The sequence below is a fragment of the Streptomyces hokutonensis genome, from assembly GCF_000376565.1.
GTDB classification, from domain to species: Bacteria; Actinomycetota; Actinomycetes; order Streptomycetales; family Streptomycetaceae; genus Streptomyces; species Streptomyces hokutonensis.
On sequence record NZ_BARG01000090.1, the window covers coordinates 44833 to 63194 of the forward strand.

General features: G+C 71.6%; 28 protein-coding genes. 27 read left to right on the forward strand and 1 reads right to left on the reverse strand.

Going from position 1 to position 18362, the window contains the following annotated elements:
• Positions 1-156 precede the first annotated feature (156 nt).
• The 4 genes from SSP08S_RS45835 (at position 157) to SSP08S_RS45855 (ending at position 2935) form a co-directional block, all read left to right on the forward strand.
• A complete protein-coding gene (locus tag SSP08S_RS45835; RefSeq protein WP_019074386.1) occupies positions 157-945 on the forward strand; it encodes a hypothetical protein in 789 nt (262 codons plus the stop codon).
• Positions 946-1065: 120 nt separating this feature from the next.
• Positions 1066-1278 carry a hypothetical protein gene (locus SSP08S_RS45840; protein ID WP_019074387.1) on the forward strand — a complete coding sequence of 71 codons (213 nt, stop codon included), beginning with the start codon at positions 1066-1068 and terminating at the stop codon, positions 1276-1278.
• A 309-nt stretch (positions 1279-1587) separates the two neighbouring features.
• Complete coding sequence (locus SSP08S_RS45845; RefSeq protein WP_019074388.1) at positions 1588-2067, forward strand: RRQRL motif-containing zinc-binding protein; 480 nt, start codon at positions 1588-1590, stop codon at positions 2065-2067.
• A gap of 121 nt (positions 2068-2188) precedes the next feature.
• The gene (locus SSP08S_RS45855; RefSeq protein ID WP_019074390.1) at positions 2189-2935 is read left to right on the forward strand and encodes a hypothetical protein; all 747 of its coding nucleotides are present in this window, start codon (positions 2189-2191) and stop codon (positions 2933-2935) included.
• A 197-nt stretch (positions 2936-3132) separates the two neighbouring features.
• On the opposite strand, the gene SSP08S_RS45860 is transcribed toward SSP08S_RS45855, so the two are convergent.
• Complete coding sequence (locus SSP08S_RS45860; RefSeq protein WP_158697301.1) at positions 3133-3333, reverse strand: hypothetical protein; 201 nt, start codon at positions 3331-3333, stop codon at positions 3133-3135.
• Positions 3334-3558: 225 nt separating this feature from the next.
• On the opposite strand from SSP08S_RS45860, the gene SSP08S_RS45865 reads away from it, so the two are divergent.
• The 23 genes from SSP08S_RS45865 to SSP08S_RS45975 all read left to right on the forward strand — a co-directional run bounded on the left by SSP08S_RS45865 (position 3559) and on the right by SSP08S_RS45975 (position 18315).
• A complete protein-coding gene (locus SSP08S_RS45865; RefSeq protein ID WP_019074392.1) occupies positions 3559-3843 on the forward strand; it encodes a hypothetical protein in 285 nt (94 codons plus the stop codon).
• 99 nt (positions 3844-3942) lie between these two features.
• On the forward strand, positions 3943-4434 hold the full coding sequence (locus SSP08S_RS45870) for a hypothetical protein (RefSeq protein WP_019074393.1): 492 nt from the start codon (positions 3943-3945) through the stop codon (positions 4432-4434).
• A gap of 116 nt (positions 4435-4550) precedes the next feature.
• Positions 4551-5015: a Pycsar system effector family protein gene (locus tag SSP08S_RS45875; RefSeq protein WP_019074394.1), complete on the forward strand. Its 465-nt coding sequence runs from the start codon at positions 4551-4553 to the stop codon at positions 5013-5015.
• Positions 5012-5368 (forward strand): hypothetical protein, encoded by a 357-nt coding sequence (locus SSP08S_RS62935; RefSeq protein WP_019074395.1) that lies wholly within the window; start codon positions 5012-5014, stop codon positions 5366-5368. The genes SSP08S_RS45875 and SSP08S_RS62935 overlap by 4 nt, the downstream gene beginning before the upstream one ends.
• Positions 5365-6315, forward strand: a complete 951-nt coding sequence (locus SSP08S_RS45885) for an ATP-binding protein (RefSeq protein ID WP_019074396.1) — start codon at positions 5365-5367, stop codon at positions 6313-6315. The genes SSP08S_RS62935 and SSP08S_RS45885 overlap by 4 nt, the downstream gene beginning before the upstream one ends.
• A complete protein-coding gene (locus SSP08S_RS57265) occupies positions 6312-6674 on the forward strand; it encodes a hypothetical protein (protein ID WP_019074397.1) in 363 nt (120 codons plus the stop codon). The genes SSP08S_RS45885 and SSP08S_RS57265 overlap by 4 nt, the downstream gene beginning before the upstream one ends.
• 10 nt (positions 6675-6684) lie before the next feature.
• Positions 6685-7002: a hypothetical protein gene (locus tag SSP08S_RS45895; protein WP_019074398.1), complete on the forward strand. Its 318-nt coding sequence runs from the start codon at positions 6685-6687 to the stop codon at positions 7000-7002.
• A gap of 92 nt (positions 7003-7094) precedes the next feature.
• The gene (locus SSP08S_RS45900) at positions 7095-7382 is read left to right on the forward strand and encodes a hypothetical protein (protein ID WP_019074399.1); all 288 of its coding nucleotides are present in this window, start codon (positions 7095-7097) and stop codon (positions 7380-7382) included.
• A 195-nt stretch (positions 7383-7577) separates the two neighbouring features.
• A complete protein-coding gene (locus tag SSP08S_RS45905) occupies positions 7578-7880 on the forward strand; it encodes a hypothetical protein (protein ID WP_019074400.1) in 303 nt (100 codons plus the stop codon).
• Between the two features lie 91 nt (positions 7881-7971).
• Complete coding sequence (locus tag SSP08S_RS45910) at positions 7972-8706, forward strand: GGDEF domain-containing protein (RefSeq protein ID WP_019074401.1); 735 nt, start codon at positions 7972-7974, stop codon at positions 8704-8706.
• A complete protein-coding gene (locus SSP08S_RS57270; RefSeq protein ID WP_019074402.1) occupies positions 8703-9350 on the forward strand; it encodes an ASCH domain-containing protein in 648 nt (215 codons plus the stop codon). Before SSP08S_RS45910 ends, SSP08S_RS57270 begins: the two co-directional genes overlap by 4 nt.
• The gene (locus SSP08S_RS58520; protein ID WP_019074403.1) at positions 9347-10444 is read left to right on the forward strand and encodes an RNA polymerase sigma factor; all 1098 of its coding nucleotides are present in this window, start codon (positions 9347-9349) and stop codon (positions 10442-10444) included. Before SSP08S_RS57270 ends, SSP08S_RS58520 begins: the two co-directional genes overlap by 4 nt.
• Positions 10444-11205, forward strand: coding sequence for a hypothetical protein (locus SSP08S_RS57285; RefSeq protein WP_019074404.1), 762 nt, complete (start codon positions 10444-10446; stop codon positions 11203-11205). Before SSP08S_RS58520 ends, SSP08S_RS57285 begins: the two co-directional genes overlap by 1 nt.
• Positions 11206-11313: 108 nt before the next feature.
• Positions 11314-12456: a DNA polymerase III subunit beta gene (gene dnaN / locus SSP08S_RS45930; protein WP_019074405.1), complete on the forward strand. Its 1143-nt coding sequence runs from the start codon at positions 11314-11316 to the stop codon at positions 12454-12456.
• A 124-nt stretch (positions 12457-12580) separates the two neighbouring features.
• Positions 12581-13006, forward strand: coding sequence for a hypothetical protein (locus tag SSP08S_RS57290; RefSeq protein ID WP_019074406.1), 426 nt, complete (start codon positions 12581-12583; stop codon positions 13004-13006).
• Positions 12999-14021, forward strand: coding sequence for a DUF5131 family protein (locus SSP08S_RS45940; protein WP_019074407.1), 1023 nt, complete (start codon positions 12999-13001; stop codon positions 14019-14021). The genes SSP08S_RS57290 and SSP08S_RS45940 overlap by 8 nt, the downstream gene beginning before the upstream one ends.
• Before the next feature lie 5 nt (positions 14022-14026).
• Complete coding sequence (locus SSP08S_RS45945; protein WP_019074408.1) at positions 14027-14266, forward strand: hypothetical protein; 240 nt, start codon at positions 14027-14029, stop codon at positions 14264-14266.
• Positions 14263-14712 carry a hypothetical protein gene (locus tag SSP08S_RS45950; RefSeq protein WP_019074409.1) on the forward strand — a complete coding sequence of 150 codons (450 nt, stop codon included), beginning with the start codon at positions 14263-14265 and terminating at the stop codon, positions 14710-14712. The genes SSP08S_RS45945 and SSP08S_RS45950 overlap by 4 nt, the downstream gene beginning before the upstream one ends.
• Entirely contained in the window at positions 14709-15275 is a 567-nt protein-coding gene (locus tag SSP08S_RS62940; protein WP_019074410.1) for a hypothetical protein, read from the forward strand. Before SSP08S_RS45950 ends, SSP08S_RS62940 begins: the two co-directional genes overlap by 4 nt.
• A 101-nt stretch (positions 15276-15376) precedes the next feature.
• The gene (locus SSP08S_RS45960) at positions 15377-16255 is read left to right on the forward strand and encodes a hypothetical protein (RefSeq protein ID WP_019074411.1); all 879 of its coding nucleotides are present in this window, start codon (positions 15377-15379) and stop codon (positions 16253-16255) included.
• Between the two features lie 60 nt (positions 16256-16315).
• Positions 16316-17101, forward strand: a complete 786-nt coding sequence (locus SSP08S_RS63910; RefSeq protein WP_019074412.1) for an HIT family protein — start codon at positions 16316-16318, stop codon at positions 17099-17101.
• The gene (locus SSP08S_RS45970; RefSeq protein ID WP_019074413.1) at positions 17098-17775 is read left to right on the forward strand and encodes a hypothetical protein; all 678 of its coding nucleotides are present in this window, start codon (positions 17098-17100) and stop codon (positions 17773-17775) included. Before SSP08S_RS63910 ends, SSP08S_RS45970 begins: the two co-directional genes overlap by 4 nt.
• A gap of 9 nt (positions 17776-17784) precedes the next feature.
• A complete protein-coding gene (locus SSP08S_RS45975) occupies positions 17785-18315 on the forward strand; it encodes a hypothetical protein (RefSeq protein WP_019074414.1) in 531 nt (176 codons plus the stop codon).
• The last annotated feature ends 47 nt before the right edge of the window (positions 18316-18362 follow it).

Below are 18362 nucleotides of genomic sequence, written 5' to 3' on the forward strand. Positions count from 1 at the left end.
AGGCCAGTCGCAGCCGATCCCGACACGGCCAGGTCATCGGCCCTCGGCATCCCGGATCTGCCCGCCGACCGCAGCAGTCGCCTCCGGCCCGCCGCTCACTGCGCGGGCCCACTCGCACGCTCCGCGAACACCCCACCGACACCTTGGAGTTGCCCCGTGCCCTCCCACGACCACACCCCCGGCCAGAACCGCCAGGAGCTCACCTACCTCCCGGTGCCCTTCCCGAAGGCGCCGCCCAAGCAGCCGCGGTTCGCCACGCTGCGCGCCTGGTGGGACACCGCGTGGCAGGACGACGGCGTCCTGCACAACATGTGGGAGGACGTGCTCCGCGCCCCCGAGGTCGGCTTCCGGCACATGGCCCCCTGGCTCCGCGCCGTCCTGATGGTGGCCGGGACCTCCTTCGTCGTACTGCTGACCAAGGCCGCTGGCGAAGTCGTCCTGGACGCGCTGCAGCAGCTGCTCACCGCCGTGCCCACGGTGCAGGTCGGCGTCGACACCTCCAGCGGCGTGTTCGCCGTCGTCGACCAGCCGGTCCGCACGTACATCGCGCAGCGCTCCGCCGGCCTGCCCGTCGCAGCCTCCACCGTCTACACGCTGTGGCTGCTCACCGGCATCGTCGCCCTGGTCCTCGGCTGCCTCTCCAAGAACAACGGCGTGCGCGCGACATGGGCGGCACACGGCGCGGCCACCGCGTGGATGGTCTGGACGGCCACCCCGGACACCAGCCGCCCCATCGCGGTCGCCTTCGCCGTTCTCGCCTGGACGTTCCTGTCCGCGTTCGCGATGCGCGGCCTGACCCTGCGCCGCCGCCGTGCCCGCGCCGGACGTCCGGCCAAGGTCAGCGTCCGGCCCGAGATCCACGTCGCCGTTCACGTCCCGGTCCCGGTCCCGGCCGCGCCCGCCGACAACAACCCCCCGAACAACGGCTGCCCCTTCCGGGACTGACCTCCGGTCGATCCGCCTGGTCCTCGCCCACCCGCCCCGGCGCGGTGGGCGAGCACCGGACAGGCCGACCGGCCGCCAGCACCACCGTCCCTGTCCCCAGAGCACGCAAGGAGATTCGTCATGCCGAAGAACACCCAGACCCCGCAGCCGGTGTACGGCTGGTTCATCCCCGCGCAGGACGCCACCCCGGCCAAGAAGAAGATGTCGCTGCTCAAGCGCCTCGCGCTGGCCGCCGCGGCCGTCCTGGCGATCGTGCTCGGCTCCCACACCAGTGCGGACGGCCAGCCCGCCACCCCCTCCCCGAGCCCGTCGGCCACGACGACCGGGCGGTGACAGCCGCGGACCCAAAGTCCGCCGCTGCCCTCCCCCGAACTCCGGTCGCTCCGCCTGGTCCTCGCCCGCCCACCTACTCCGGTGCGGCGGGCGAGGCCCGGACAGGCCGACCGGCCGCCAGCACCACCCCGCGCCCCGCCGACCAACCCCGCGCCGGCGGGGCGTGCTGCCTGCTGCCCACCGACGTCTGGAGGACCTGCCCGTGCTCATCCCCCGACCGCGCCGCCGGATCGGCCGACCCCGCCCACAGCGTCCCGGCCCCCGCTACCCGCACCGCCCCGCCCGGCTGCCCGGCGCCTGGAGGGGGTGATGGACAGTCTCGTCAAAGAGGACGTCGCCCTCGTCGACGTCGACCTCTACGACGACGGCGGCTTCCCGGAGTTCCGCAACCTCCAAGCCCCTGGCGCCGTGGCCGTGCGCGCCGCGATACGAGGGAAGGGCCCCGTCCCGAGGGAAGGGCTCGCCACCCGGCGTCAGCTGCGGGCGCTGGGTCTGAGTCCCGGAGGCCACGATCCTGTCGCCCGGCTCATCTGCCGGGGCGGGACCCGGTGGGGGTGGCTGTACCGCATCGACCTCGCGGTCCCCAAGCGTGTCCCGACCCTGGCGCAGGAACTGGCGCTGGACCGGGCGATGGCAGCGAGGCAGACGTGTCCCGAGTGCCGGAATCGGTACTACGCCTGTCTCCCTCTGCGCACCCAAGGTCGCTGCGATCCCTGCGAGTTGGGCATCGAGCCCAGCCCCGACACCGTCATGTCCCCGGCCCCGGGCACTCACCTGCTCGCCGCCTGACCGGCCAGCGTCCCGAGCGTGGACGGCTGCCTGATCCGCCCGTCCCGCCGCCCGGCGGTCCGGGCGGTGACGGGGAGCCGGAACACCCCGGTCACTCCACCCACCAAAAGGGGGAAAGCCCGTGTTCAGCATCATCCGCCGCTCCACCCGCCGTACGTACGAGCAGGCGGTGGAGACCGCCCAGCGTGTCCCCGGACTGGCAGGCGAACTCGCCCAGGAAAGCGGTCGGGCGGACGACTTCGAGCAGAAGAGCTTCAACCTGGAGCAGCTCCTGGAGGAGCGTGACGGGACGATCGCGAAGCTCCGCAGCAAGCTCGACAGCCTCTACCGGGCCGGTGACGAGATCGCCGCGCTGCTGGCCACCGCCCTCTCGCCCGCGGCGGCCGGCTACCACGCCGCCCGCGTCCTGCTCGCCCACGCCGACCAGTTCCGCACCGCCGACACGGCCGAAGGCCGCAGCGGGCTGGAGGCGATGCGCGAGCTGACCGAGCCGCAGACGGTGACCCTCCTGTACCGCTTCGGGCGACGTCAGTCCGTCCACACCACCGTGGAAGACGCCAGGGCGGCCGCCCAGAGGCAAGGCGCTTCCCCCGACGGATGGGAGCCCTCCCGACAGGACTTCGACGACGAATGGCTCGGCGCATCCTGGAGCACCACCACGCTCGCCGTGGACGCCGCCACACCGTGGATTACCCCGCGCGAGCCGCTGGCCAGCGTGTACGTCCTCATGCGCGGCGGGCGGCCGTGCGCCGCGTTCAGCGCCCCGGACGACGCGATCCGTGAGCAGGACCGCCTGGGCATCCCACGCACCGCCGACAGCCTGATCCGCATGGAGCTGCCGACGGACGACGCCACGGCCGCTGCGTAACCCGCGCCCGCCTCATTGCCCCGGTCCTCGGCACTGAGGGCTGCCTGACCAACGAACCGCTCCAAGGAGACGTCACTCATGACCATCAGCAGCCTGTTCACCCGCCGTACCGGCATGCCCGACCCGGCGGACTGGACACCGGACGGCACGGTCGTCGTCCAGCGCTACCGCGCCCTGGGGGGCGGGACCGTTCTCGTCTACACCGCCGACGTCGGGCGCGGCACCGCCAAGTACGCCGTCGCGTGCCTCGGCTGCGCCCACCGTGCCGTGAAGAACGCCGCGAACAACCCGATGTCCGAGACGGACGCCGCCAAGGCCGCCAACGCCCACGCGGCCGTATGCCGGGCGATGCCGCGCGGCGTGCCCGTCCGGCCCGACGACATCGAGGCCGCCGACATGATCCGCACCCGGCTGTGGGGACACCGCTACGGCACGGTCCCGCACCCGGTGCGCCTCTCCCAATTCGACGCGATCCGCGTCGATCTCCACGCGCCCCACCGACTGGATCAAGGCGCTGCTGGCCGATATCGCGCAGGCCGACCCCGGCTTCCTCACCGCGACGCCCGCCAGCCCCGGTCAGGGCACCCGTTTCACCGTCCAGCCCTTCGACCGGTCCTGACCAGATGTGTTCCCGAACCGTCCTGCTGCTCGCGGCCGCCGTACCGCTCACCGTCACGGCGGCCGTCGTCGCTCTCAAGGCCGGCGCCTGGGAGCTGACCGTCTCCCGGCACAGCATCCGACTCTCCCCCCGGCCCCGCCCGAACTGCCCCGACTGCAGGGGCGCGGGCGGCTGGTGGTCCGAGGACCTCTACCCGGGCGGCGAGCTGTGCTGGTGCTGGGACCGCCCCGCCCGAACCCTCCGACTCCTGCCCGACCGGGACCCCTGGTCGGACGAACCCCCGTTCTGACGGATCCCCGTGCCGCCTCCGGTCAGCCTCCTGCGCTGGCTGGGGACGGCGCGGAGGACCGGACAGCCCGGTCGCCCGGAACACCCGAAGGAGCTGCACGTGACCGAGACCCTCACCTCGCCAGCCGTCGTGGTCGGCGCGGACTCGCCGCTCGCCGTGCTCTTCGACATCGCCCTGGAGATCGGTACGCAGGGCGAGGACGAACAGCGCGAGGACGCCAAGACCGCTGCCCTGCACCACGTCTGGAGCCACTACCCCGACACGCTCGGCAAGGCCGTGGACGAAGACGACTGGACCGGCTGGCCCGCCCTGCCGGAGGCCGGACTGGAGCCGTGCGCCGTTGCCTACCTGGACGGCGGCTGGTGGCTGCACCACACCACCGACGGCGATCAGGAGCGCGACGTCCTCACCCTCATCGCGCCCTGCACCTGCGGAAACGGCTACGTCGACACCGCCCTGGACGGCGAGTGGGACCTACTCGAGGTCCTCAACGACCTGCGTGCCACCGGCGGCCGCTTCCCGCACCACAGCGACCGCCCCGACTGCGGCAGTCGGCACCGCCTGGGCGCCTGGGGCGACACCCGGCCGTGACAGCCCAACAGCGGCTGATGCGCGCGAACCGCACCAGCCGTCCCCACTCCCCTCTCGGGCGGTCTGCACATCACGTGGGCCGCCCCACCTCACGTTCCGGCAAGGAGAACCCGCCCATGACGGCCCTCACCGACACCGTCTCCCTCATCGACATGAACCTGGACACCGCCTACGCCGCCGTCGTCACCGAGATCGGACGCACGGACAACAAGTCCTCCTTACTTCTCGCCTTCAACGGCGCCGTCCTCGCCGGCCTCGCGTCCGTCGCCGACCACGACCTGCCGCCCGTGACGAAGGTGTTCGGCGCGCTCGCCGTCCTCGCCCTGGGCGTGGCCGCCGTGCTGCTGCTCCTGGTCGTCAGGCCCCGCTTGGGCGGCAATGACCGGGCGTCCTTCCCGTACTGGGCACGCCTGGACGACGACGAGATCCGCGCCTGCATGGACGGCGACACCCGCGCAGCCCGCATCCGCGTCCTGTCCGCCATCGCCGTACGGAAGTTCACCCACCTGCGGCGCGCGGTCGACCTGTCCCTCGCCGCGCTGGCCCTGCTCGCGCTGGCCGCCACCAGCCTCGCGCTGTGACGGCGCCCGCAGCGACCCGCACACGTCTGGAACGCGTCCGCGCCTCGGTCGGCATCGCCTCTCTGGCCCTTCAGCAGATCCAGGACGACCTCACCGCCGACGACGTCGCCGCCCTCGAACTCGCCGCGATCCTGCGCGAGTTGAGCGAGGACACCGACCCGCCCGGCGGATTCCTGGCCGCTGTCGCGCAGCTGCTCACTGCCGCCGCGAAGCGAGCCGAGCAGATCGAGCCCGACCGCGACGGTGACGCCTCGTGCCCGTTGTACGAGGCCGCCGCCCTGCTCACCGACAACGCCGGGCAGCGCCTCATCTGGGCTGCCAACTCCCTTGACCCGCAAGGAGATTCCACATGACCGTACCGATGCCGCAGTACCCGGAGCTGCCGGACAACGCCCTGATCGTGCTGATCGGCGCCTCCGGAGCGGGGAAGTCGACGCTGGCCGGCACCTGGCCCGCCTCCCAGGTCCTCTCGCTCGATGGCCTGCGCGGCGTTGTCAGCGACGACCCCGGCTGCCAGGACTCCACAGGCGACGCCGCCGACGTCCTCAAGCTCATCCTGGAACGCCGGATGGCCCGGAAGCTGAACACGGTGATCGACGCGACCAATCTCGAACAGCCGGTACGTGTCGACCTGGTCATGGCCGCAAAGCGGCACGGGATGCCGACCATCGCGGTCATCCTCGCGACACCGCTCCCGCTGTGCCTCGCCCGGCAGGAGGGCCGCCCGGACAACCGGCGCGTGCCCGAGGACACCGTCCGCACCCAGCACAAGGCCATGACCCACGCCCACCAGGGGCTGGCCACCGAGGGCTTCAACACCATCGTGTTCGCCGAATCCCTGTACCGGCTGGAGCCGTACCTGCGCGGCCTGAGTGAGGCACGCAGGGCCGACCTCGGACTGGACGGCGGTGACGGCCTGGGTGATCTGTTCCTGCCCCTGCGCGTCTTCGGCCCGGAGATCCTTCCCATGTGGCGGTGGAAGGACGGCTCCGACGTCGCGGCCGGCGACCGGGTCGCGGAGATCCGCCTCGGCCAGCAGTACCTCACCCTCGCCCTGCGCACGGACGTCGACGGCGAAGGCGACCTCGGCTTCGACGTCATGGTGCCCTGCCCGTTCGACCCCGAGTGCGGCGGCTACGCGTGGGCGCCGGCCTTCAGCATCACCTGCCTCCACCGCGCGCTCACCGGCGAGCTGGACACCCACGAGGACATCGTCTGCACCGTCCACGGCGGCTTCGACGACGTCGACCAGGAAGCCGACGAACACGCCGCGCAGGCACTGCACGAGGTCCGCGGATGACCACCGAGCCCACCCCCGGATCCGCTTCCGGCTGGGACCAGGCCACCTACCGGTGCGGCCGGTGCGGAGCCGAGTCCACCGTCACCACGGAAGAGGCCTACCTCCAGGCCGTCGGCGTCCACGCCGACGCCCACGCCCTCTGGGACCGCCTCAACCCCATCGAACGCGACGGCCTGGTCTCGATCCTCCGCACGATCCTGTCCGCGCCCGCCCTCGGATTCGAGTTCCTGGCCCTTGCCGACCGGCAGCAGCACACGGGAGACGGCACACAGTCGCTCCCGGACCCGGCCGTACCGAGCACGAACACCCCGCAGCCCGACTCTTCGCCGTCGAACGCGACGGCCCGAGCCACCGAGTAGGAGAACCGCAATGCCCACCACCGCGATCACCGCCGCCGACATCATCCGCAACTACGCCGAAGACATCGCCTACGCCGCAGAGAAGGACAAGGACCAGGCTGCCGACATCGGCACCCTCGCCGATCAACTCGGCACCGCGGCCCGCAACTTCTCGATGGCCGGCATCAACGGTCACGAGGACGTGGAGACCGCCGCGACCTACCTCTCCGAGGCCCACCACGCGACCGACGACACCGAGCGCACCGTGTTCCTCCGCAAGGCCGACAAACTCCTCTCCCCGATCGTCTGGGAGATGACGCAGGAGTACCGCGGCATGGTCGGCGACTGACCCTGCACACCGACGACCGAGCAGCACCCGTGCACACGGCCGCCGGGCCCCGGCGGCCCCTCACCCTCCAGAGTGACTACCAAGGAGGCCTTGTGGCCGTTTCCGCCCAGCCCGCCAAGAACACGTTCGCCGCGCTCAGCGCCTGCTTCAGCCGGGAGCTCGCCGCCCTCCTCTCCGAGGACGCACCACACGACCCGACACCGAACGAGTTCATCGACCTGGTCGCAGGCGTCCGTGACGTCCTCAACCCCGCCGGCGGGGACCTGGACGATGCCGTCGTTCACCTCACCGAGGCGCTGAACGGCCCCCGGGAGGACCGGCGTGAGCTGCTGGCGCGGGCGCGCACCAATCTGCGGAGCGCCCTCGAAGCCATCCGCTGACCCTGCTCCTCCGGCCGTCGGGCCCGACTCCTCCATGTGCGGGGAGCCGGGCCCGACGGCCGGTACTTGCACAGCCGATTCCCTCACCGGCTCGGTCTGAGCGCTCTCTGGGACCCTCCCGCCCCGGCAGTCCGCCGGACCGGGACGGCCGCAGTGGCCCCTTAGGCACACCAGCAACGAGAGGAGTTGGACGTCATGCCCCTGCCCTTCTACGAGGTCGACGTCCCGATCAGGCATCCCGCCCAGCCCGCCCTGAGCGGGGTGCACGTCTTCACCGGCCCCGCCGACAGCCGCTCTTCAGCCGTACGGATCGCGCACGAGGTCTACGAAGCGGCACGCGCCGCACAGGAGGCCGGACTCGCGATCCCCGCCAAGCGGCCGGACGGCTGGGGAGCCCGCGGCTACCGGCCTGGCTGGGAGCCCGACTGGCCCGCCGCCACGGCCGGCCGCTGGAACAGCCCCTACAGCTGGCTCCGCGTCAGCGACTTCGACCTGTAGCTCCGCCCCGGGACAGCCGCTCTGCTTGCCGGCTTCGTCGACTGTCCCGGGCCCAACCCATCCCGTACGAGACGAGAGGGAGATCCCAAGTATGGACTCCGTCCTGCGCGCGCACGCCGGAAACGGTCAGCGCGCACTCTTCCTGACCACAGCCGTCCTTCCGCTGGCCGGATGGGCTGTGCACGTCGTGACGCTGAACCGGCGCCTGGCTGCCGAGCGTCATCGCCTGGCGGAGACCGCCCGGCTCCTGGAGCGGGCCCACCGTGATCAGCTCACCGGCCTGCACGCCCGCCCCGGCTACGTCCAACACGCCACCGGTGTCCTGAACTGCCACGGTGACGAGTCGCTGCTCGTGTTCCTGGACCTCGTCGACTTCAAGGCCGTCAACGACACCCTCGGGCACGACGTCGGCAACACGCTGATCATCGCCGTCGCCGAACGGCTTCAGCAGTGGGTCGGCGACGACGGCATCGCCGCGCGCCTGCACGGTGACGAGCTCGCCGCCGCCCTCACCTGCCCCGCCGCCGACCGCGCCCAGCGCCTGGAGCAGCTGCACCACCTGCTGCACCAGCCCGTCGACGTCGACGGGCAGGCGGTCGACGTCGCGGTGTCCATCGGCGCGTCCAGCCCCAGCGACCTGCACTCGCGTGACTACACGTACGTGCTGCGCGGCGCGGAGGGCGCGATGTACGAGCACAAGCGGGAGGGCACCGGCCTGTACCGCATCGCTACCCCGAAGCACGCCTGCGAGCCGACCGTCAACGGCAGGCGCCTCGGACGCACGGGCACCACCGCCCACCCCGTCGCCCCCAAGGACCCGCGATGACCCTCGCCCCCGTCGCGGACACCGCGCTGCTGGCCCGGCTGTCCCTCGAAGCCGTCCCCACCGGCACCTACTTCCGCACCCGCACCCCGGCCGGAGCGCTGCCGCTGACCCCCCAGCAGCAGCGCACCAACTACGAGGCGCTCGCCGCGGTCTCCCAACGGCCCCACACCGTGGCGGACCACGACCTCACCCCGATCCGGTGCATGACCATCCGGCCGCCCTGGTCGGACCTGATCGCCATCGAGGACGACCAGGTCGCCAAGCGCATCGAGAACAGGGTGTGGTCCACCCGGTGGCGCGGCACCCTGCTCATCCACGCCGGATCCGAGGTCGACACCCGCGCCCTGGCCCTGCCCGCCGTACGGCAGACGCTGGACGCCGACTACGAGCTGGTGCGCGGGGCGGTCGTCGCCATCGCCGACCTCGCCGGCATCCACGCCGACGACGGCGCGTGCACGCCCTGGTCCCAAGAGGGCTGCTTCCACTGGGAGCTGGCTCGGGTGCAGCGGCTGACCACGCCCGTCCCGGCCCGCGGTACCCAGCGCCTGTGGAAGCCCACGCCGAAGCTGCTGCGGCGGATCGGCGACGCGAATCCGTACCTGCGCGGCCGGCTCGCCGCCGCGAACGCGGGGGGCGGCGCATGACCGTCATCGACACGACGACGCGGTCGACCTCCCAGGCGGAGGAGCCGGTGGCCGCCATCGTCGACCGGGCCTGCGGCGGCGACCGCGAGGCGTTCGGCCTCCTGTACGCCCGCTACCGGCCGCAGATCTACACCTACCTGTGGCGCCGCACCCACGACCGGCCCCTGAGCGAGGACCTGACCGCCGACGTGTTCGTCCGGGCACTGGACCGCATCGACACGTTCACCTGGCGCGGCCGGGACTTCGGAGCCTGGCTGGCCACGATCGCCCGCAACCTGCTGCTCGATCACTACAAGAGCTCCCGGCACCGGCGGGAGGTCACGACCGGCGACATGTACGACCAGGACGTGGCCGTCGGCGATGTCGGCGAACAGGTCACCGAGCACATGGTTCGGGCCGAGGTCCTTGCCGAACTCCGTGAAGCCCTCGGTGATCTGACATCCGATCAGTGGGAGTGCCTGTGGCTGCGCTACTGGCACGACCTGCCGTTTGACGAGATAGGCCGCCGTATGGACCGCAACGCCCACGCGGTCCAGATCCTCAAACAGCGTGCTCTGCGGAAGTTGAGCGCCCCGCACGTCAAGACCGCGCTGTCCAAAGCGGCCTGGCCCGGACGCCCCACGTCGTGCCGTTCTCGAACAGCCCCACCCGCACCCTCGCAGGCCTCCTCACGTGTCCCGTCGCCGCGACGGCCCGCGCCCTTGGATCATCTGGACTCCGGAAGGACTCGCCCCATGGCGACCGACGCCATGCCCGCCACGCTCACCCCGCTCACGGCCGACCAGGCCGTGGCGCTGGTCCTGCTGCGCGACGGTCTCAGCGAACGCAGCATCACCCAGCGCACCGGTGTCACCGGCGACACCCTGTACTCGCTGGCCGCCGCCCACCACATCACCGCCCCGCACGGCACCGTGGAAGGCCACCGCTGCCACGAGGCCGCCGGCACCGAGTCGTGCGACGGGTGCAGCCTCGCCGACGCTCGTGTCCAGGCCCGCGCACGAGCCCGGCACCGCAAGTCCATCGGCTCCCTGCCCCGCGCCCTGCAGCGCCAGGCCGCCGGCCGCACCGGACGCAGGAAGGCGGCGGCACGCTGATGGAACCCCTTGTGTACGTGCTCACCGGCTACCTGGACCGTGTTCCGGTCCCCGGTACCGGCATTGGTACCGCCGCCTGGCGGCTGACCTCCTCCCCCGACGGCTGCACGGAGGAACAGGAAGCGGTCATCCCCTGCGTCACCAGCAACCCGGACCTCGCGCACACGCTGCTGACCGAGTGCCAGACCGGCGACCTGCTGCGCGTCACCGGCCACCTCACCCTCCCCGACACCGCCGACGGTCACATCCGGCTGGACGCCGACGAGCTCGAAGTCCTGTCCCAGACGGAACTGGAACTGGAGGAACTCCTGCGGGAAGAGGGCGAGGACGATGACGCCCCGGAGACCGAAGAGCCCGACGAGAGGGCCCGGGCGATCCAGGCGCTGGGCGAAGCCCTGTACGAACTCACGCGCAACGCGCCCGGGCGGACCATCGGCATCCAGATCAGTCCCAACGGCTTCCTCAGCTCAGCCCCGGAGCACGCGTACATCCTCGACATCAGCCCGGCTCTGGCCCACCAACTCGCCGACCATGTCGACGCCCTGATCTGCTACCTGCGCAGCCAGCGACCCGAGGGCACCGTCGTGGACCGACAGACCATCGCGGAGCTGACCGACCTGTTCGACGGCCTGGACCTGATCGAACTCACCCAGGCCGTCCTCGATGCCACCCGGCCGGAGGACCGCCTCGCGGTCACCCGAGCCCTGGACGACATGTTCGGCGACATCCCCGTCACCGGCATCGACGACAGCGACCAGTAGACCGCCCTCACGCGGCCCATCAGCATTCACCGGCCCGGGTGGGCCGCCTCCACCTCGAGGCGGCCCACCCGGGCCCTTTCACCTCCGCAGCCGAGACCGAAGGCCCTGATGAAACTCACCATCGACACCGACAAGCTCGCCGACGCCACCCAGTGGGCGCTGCGCGCCGTCCCCGGCAACCCGCCCACGCCGGTCATGGCCGGCATGCGGCTCGAAGCCGCCGCCGACAACACCCTGACCCTGGCCGGGTACGACTACTACCGCTCCGCCCGCGCCCGCGAGGACTGCGAGGTGTCCGAGCCCGGCACGCTCCTGGTCCCCGGCCGCGTCTTCACCGACATCGTCAAGGCCTTCCCCAAGGGCAAGCCCACCACGCTGGCCCTGGACGGCACCGACCTCGCCCTGTCCTGCGGCAGCGCGCACATCCTGCTGCCGACCCTGCCGCTGAACGACTACCCGACCCTGCCGACGATCTCCGCCACGAGCGGCACGGTCGACGGCGCGCTCCTGGCCGCCGCCGGCGCTCGGGTCGCCGCGGCTGCCAGTACCGACGAAACCCTCGCGAACCTGACCGGCGTCCAGGTCAGCCTCAGCGACACCACGCTCACGCTGTCCGCGACCGACCGGTACGCGTTCCACGTTGCCGACCTGCCGTGGACCCCCAACCCGGACCCCAAGGGCAAGGGCAAGAACAAGCCCCGCGTCGCGGGCAACACGCTCGTACCGGCCGACGCCGTGCGCGACGCAGCCCGCATCCTCGCCGACGCCGACACGGCGGAACTCACCATCACCGACGGCCAGTTCGCCATCAGCGTCCCCGGCCGGTGGGCCACCAGCAGCCTCATCGAAGGCGAACTCCCCAAGTACGCCGCCCTGTTCCCCACCGAGTTCGAGGCCGTCGCCACCACCGGCACCGAGGACCTGATCGACGCCATCAAGCACATCCAGCCGCTGCTGGGCAAAGCCGACCCGATGCTCCTCGAAGTCGCCGACGGGCAGATCACCGTGCGCGCCGGAACCGACGACAAGGGCCGCGGCCGCGACCAGGTCCACGCCGACCTCGAAGGCGACCCGTTGACCATCGCCTTCAACCCCGGGCTTCTGCTCAGGACCCTCCAGCAGATCGACGCGCCCTTCACCCAGTTCAGCTTCACCACCCCGACCAAGCCCGTCCTGCTGCACGCCCCCGAGCAGGCCGACACGTTCCGGGGCCTGCTCATGCCGATCCGCCTCACCAGCATCAGCGGCTGAACCACTCCGCCCGGACCACGGGCGCCAACCTGCCTGTGGGGCGGCCGTCGACACCGCTCCGGCCGCCCCGCAGCACCACCTGTCCCGGCACATCAGAACCCACATCTCAGAGACAAGGAATCGCATGACTGCCCGCGCATTCTGGAAGACCGTCCACCGCCTCACCGCCCTCGGCACCGACGGATACGCACGCGACCGGCAGGCCGCCCGCCGTCCGAAGGTCGTTGTGCTGTGCGGATCCACCAGGTACTGGGAGAAGTTCCAAGAGGCCAACCTGTACGAGACCGCGGCCGGCCGGATCGTCCTCGCGCCCGGCTGCAACCTCAAGGAGCCCCACCCCCTGTGGGCCGACCCCGTCCAGGCCGACCGCCTCAAGAAGGTCCTGGACGACCTGCACCTGCGGAAGATCGACCTCGCCGACGAGGTCCTCGTGGTCAACCCCGGCGGCTACATCGGCGACAGCACCCGCCGCGAGATCGGCTACGCCCTCAGCCACGGCAAGCCCATCCGCTACACCCACCCCGTGGACGACGAGGACGACCGTGGCTGAGAACACGTCGATCGAATGGACGCGGTCCGAGGACGGGACGCCGGGATCCACCTGGAACCCGGTCACCGGCTGCACGAAGATCTCCGATGGCTGCACGAACTGCTACGCGGAAACCTTCGCCGAACGGTGGCGCGGCACCGCCGGCCACCACTTCGAGAACGGCTTCGACATCACGCTCCGGCCGGACCGGCTGAGGCTGCCGATGACGTGGCGCACCCCGCGCCGCGTCTTCCTCAACAGCATGTCCGACCTGTTCCACACCGACATCCCCGACCACTACATCGCCCAGGTGTTCGCCGTCATGGCCCTCACCCCGCAGCACACGTACCAGGTCCTCACCAAGCGGCACGGCCGTATGAAGTCGCTGCTGTCCCGTCCGGCGTTCTGGCATCTCGTGGCGGAGCAGGGCCGGGAGCACTTCACCGGCTGTCAGGAGGACTGGCTCGCCGTCGGCGCCATGCTGGGCGGACAGCCGCTGCCCAACCTGTGGTTGGGCGTCTCGGTCGAAGACCAGACATGGGCCGACATCCGGATCCCCGCCCTGCTGGAGACCCCGGCCGCCGTGCGGTTCCTCTCCTGCGAACCGCTGCTGGGGCCCGTCGACCTCAAACAGGCGGTCATCACCATGGGCAGCGAGCGCGGTCACGGTCTCACCACCTCCTTCGTCCACGCCAGCGGATGCTGCGAGAGGGGTCTCCACGGCATCGACTGGGTGATCGCAGGAGGAGAGAGTGGACCCCGGGCACGCCCCATGCACCCGCAGTGGGCCCGCCACCTGCGTGATCAGTGCGAAATGGCCGGGGTGCCGTTCTTCTTCAAACAGTGGGGGCAGCACGCACCCGAGGACCACGGACACGACCGCGGCCGTGTCGCCCTCATCGACGCCCAGGGCCGGACATGGACGGAGGGGGAAGCACCCGCCCAGCAGGACACGCTCCGCATGCGCCGCGTGGGCAAGACGCAGGCAGGACGCCTCCTGGACGGCCGGCACCACGACGCCTTCCCCGCCCGGTGAGCGGGATGACCGGCCGGACGTACATCGAGCGCGGCCAGCCCGTCACCGTGCTCACCGCGTATTGCGCCCGCCGCGCACCCGACGTCACCGGCGGCTGGCTGCTTTTCCAGTGGCCCGGCCGTCGACCCTCCGCCGGGCCACGCAACGTGGCGATCCGCCGCACCGACGGATCGATCGTCGTCCGGCCCTTCCGAGGCCTCACCCGCAACGCTCCGACCGACAGCCCCCACCCGAGGAACCCATGACCATCCCTCACCCGAGCCCCTACTGCGCGGCCTCCAACGCGGCCGACGCCCTGCTCGCCGCGCACCCCGACCTCCCCGCCCTGTCGGTGGACGTCGCCCACGTACGCGGCCTCGGACCGGCCGCCCTGATCCAGGTCGCGGGCAGGCCCGCCCTCAAGGCCTGGGCGCAGGCCCTGAACACGACCGCCCACATCACCGGCGCGAGCGCTTACGGCACCACCGAGCCCCACGAGGCCGGCATGCCGCAGTGGCTGTGGTGGCGGATGACCTACATCGACACGGCCGTCGGCCGGATGCCCATCCGGCTGTGGACGCTCGACACCACCGACCAGCCCCGCGCCCTGGCCGCCTTCCTCGCCACCACCGTCCACGCCCCGCCCGCTCCTTCCGGCGACCGGACCCGGACCCCGAACCACCCCAACACGCTTGAGGAGAACAGCCGATGACCCCGCCCGCCGCCGACCAGACCGTCGTACCGGACTGGCTTGCCGCTGCCGAAGCCGCCCACCAGGAGCAGCAGATCGGCACCGTCGCGCAACTCCTGCATCGCGCCCAGCGCTACGCCGATCTGATCAACGCCCGCCTCGCCGACCTCGGCATCGAGCCGATCGAGGCCGCAGGCGTTGACGACCGCGGCACCCTGCGGCCCGCCCGGCTGACCCAGCCCGAGGTGGAGCCGTACGCCTACTACGAGGTGCGCGCGGCCTGGAGCGAGGACGACAAGCAGGTTGAACTCCACACCGCCGACTGGGAGGACCATGACCCCACGTTCGGACGCGTCCGTCTGCTGCACTCGCTCGCCGACGTCGCCGCCGCCCGCCGCGAGACCCCGACCTTCCCCGCCCCGCGCCGCGACTACCTCCGTGAGGCGATCCGCGCGATCGACGGCCTCGACGCCGACCGCCTCAACAACGCACAGGTCGAAGAGATCGCGAACGCCGTCCACGGCAACACCGCGGCCCTGCTGCACCTCGCCGACACCATCGCCCGCACACGCACGACCGTCTGAGCACGCATCACCGACACCACTGGCCACACCACCCGGAGCGCCGTGCCCGCCATCCTGCGGGCGCGGCGCTCCCCCTCTTTCATCTCTTCAAGGAGCCCCGGATGCCCATCAGCCCACCGTTACCGGAGCGAGCCCAGCAGCTGCTGGCGCAGCTGGAGCGGTACGCATCCCGCGAGAGCGGGCAGATCGCCGTCGGCAGGCGCCTCCTGGAGAACCACCCCGACCTTCCGCTGGCCGGGTTCGCGATCTCCAGCAGCATCTCCCCCGAGCCCGGCCGCCCCCAGCACAGCCTGATCCTGCGCGTCGATGAACACGACACAGCCGCGATCGCGGCATGGGCGCACGCCCTGGGCACCGAGCCGGTCATCGACGGAGCCCGCCACCAGCTCGACACCGCCCTGGACGGCATCGGGATCTGGGGCACGGCCACGATCCCCGAAGCCGACTACGACATGGACCGGGCGGCTTTCATCCCGTCCGGCGACGACGTCTCCTTCACCCACCGGGGCCTGCTCGTCACGGAGATCGGGGAAGACGGCGACCTGCTCTTCAGCGCCCACCCGCCCATGCGGGAGGTCCTGGCCGCCACGAGCGCCTACTACCGCCACACCTGCGGCCAGCGCCTGCGCCCGTTCGACGGGCACGCCCTCGCCGACAGCATCAAACGCGGCTGGGCACGGTGCGTCGCCTACCCCACCCGCACCGAATGGCAGATCCGCAGGGCAACCGAGGACACCCCCGGAGCCCTCCCCGTCACCTGGATGTACGCCCAGGACGGCCGCACCCAGGACCTCGGTTCCGTCGAACACTGCCCGGCCTGCGGGCGCCCCAGCCGCGGACTCGACTACGACCGCGTGAGTGGGCAGCGCGTACACGTCTGCCCCTCACCCGCCTGCCTGCATAAGTGGCCCGTCGACGACACCCCGAGCCCCGCAGCTGATGACCACCGCCACGACAGCGAAGCCCTCGCCACCCGCTGACCCGCCCCCACCCTTCGCGCGGCGGCCCCATACGGCCGGCCGCACGAGCCTGGAGACTCCGTGACCCACCCCGACGTGTTCATCGACTCCTTCGGCGCACGCTGGCAGGACACTCCCCCGCCCCGCTACCGTGCCGCCGTCCTCGGCATCAACCTGACCAATCAGCTGCTCAACCCGCCGGACGACCCGGCCCTCGCCGACACCGTCGCCCGCCAGACCGGACAGGACCAGGGCGTACGCGACTACGTCCTGGGCACCCCCGGCGCGGCCCGCATCATCGCCGACGCCGTACACGAACTCACCGCGCTGCGCGCCGCCGCCAACGGCCGACCGGTCCAGCTCCTGGTCAACTGCTGGTACGGCCGCCACCGGGCACCCGCCATCGCCGACGCGATCGGACGGCGCATGCAGGAGGCCGGCGCCACCGTCACGGTCACCCACCACCACATCAACCGGCCACCGGTCCCCCGCAAACACCCGCGCCCCGACTGCCCGTTCTGCCGGATCATCCACGACGGCGCCCCGGCCACGATCGTCCGGGAATGGGCCGACGCCCTCGCGATCAAGCCCCGCAGCGGCGGCTGCACCGACGGCCACGTCCTGGTCCTGCCGCACGGTCATGTCGCGGACTTCACGACCGACCCTGTCGTCTCCGCCACCGTCCAACTGCGTGCCGCCGAGCTCGCCCAGGAGCTGGGCGGCCAGTGGAACTACCTCACCTCCTGCGGCCCGGACGCGACACAGACCGTGCTCCACCTGCACGGCCACCTTGTTCCCCGCACCGCCGACGACGGCCTCGCCCTCCCCTGGATCAACCCCAACCACGAACAGGAGCCCGCCCGATGAAGCGTCGCTTCAGCCGATGCGGCCACGCACCCGGCGCCCTCAGCCCCGAAGACCAGGCCGCCGTCGACCAGTTCCGCGCGCTGCTCGCCGCACTGCGCGACATGGAGACCTGGACGCCCGGCCTCTACCAGGACATCGCCGTGCGCGTCGGACCGTTCATGGAAAGGGCCCACCCCCGCCCGGGCGACGATCACGGCCCCGACCTGATCGCCGTCTCTCTGGTCCACCCCGACACCCCGCACGCCGCGGCCTACCTCCACGGCCACCAGCTCGGCTACACCGGCAAGGGCTGGCTGCGCTGCGAGACGGACAAGATCCTCGGATTGTGGAACCCGGCCCTCACACCACTCACCCACGCCGCGGCGGGCCTGGATCTGCCCGATGACGTCGGCATGTCGGCCGCGCACTACGCCGTACACGTCGAAGCCTGCTACCGCGACGGCACCACATACACGCTGCTCCGCCTCGGGCCCTACAACCAGACCGGGCAGGCCGAACACGACACAGGCCGCCTCACCACCGAACTGGCGGCTCAGATGGCCGCCATCATCCCCGAGTTCACGGTCACCGCGACGCTCGAGCCCTTCGACATCAGCGCCCGTGCGAAGTACCGCGACCCGTACGACCACGACCCCGTCGTACTCCTGACGGACGCTCTCGCCCAGGTCCAGTAGGAGAGCCGCATGACCACCACCCTGTACGAGATCGAAACCAGCGAAGCCGACGACGGCACGACGGTCCCCGCCGAAGGCATTTGGACCCCCAGCAGTGAAGACGCGGTCGACAACGGATTCATCGCCTACGGCGGGCTGTACGTCGCCGGCGTCGGAGCACCGAACGACGACGCCCTTTACCCGGACAGCTTCGTCGTCCTCGGTCACCACCGGTGGGCACGCGCCATCGAGGCCGCAGCCGCGTACATGGACCGAGTCCACGGCTGGCCCAGCCTTCACCTCTACCCCGGTGACGACCCCTCGGTGTCCATCCACCGCATCGCGCGCGCGGTCCTCGCGCACGGCGTCTTCTTACGGCACCCGCATCCGGACCACCCGTGCGGCTGCGAGTGGGAAGACACCTGGCGCGTGGTCTGGGCGCCCGAGACCGAACCCGGGGCCGTCCCGGTCACCGCGATGCGCCATCCGGCCGCGCCGGCAACCGCAGTCGGCCTCCCCAACCCCGACCACGGAGCAGTGCCAGCAACCTGGGCGCCTTGATCAGGGTTGCTCGCCACACCAAGAAGGCCCGTACCGCTGCGAACTCG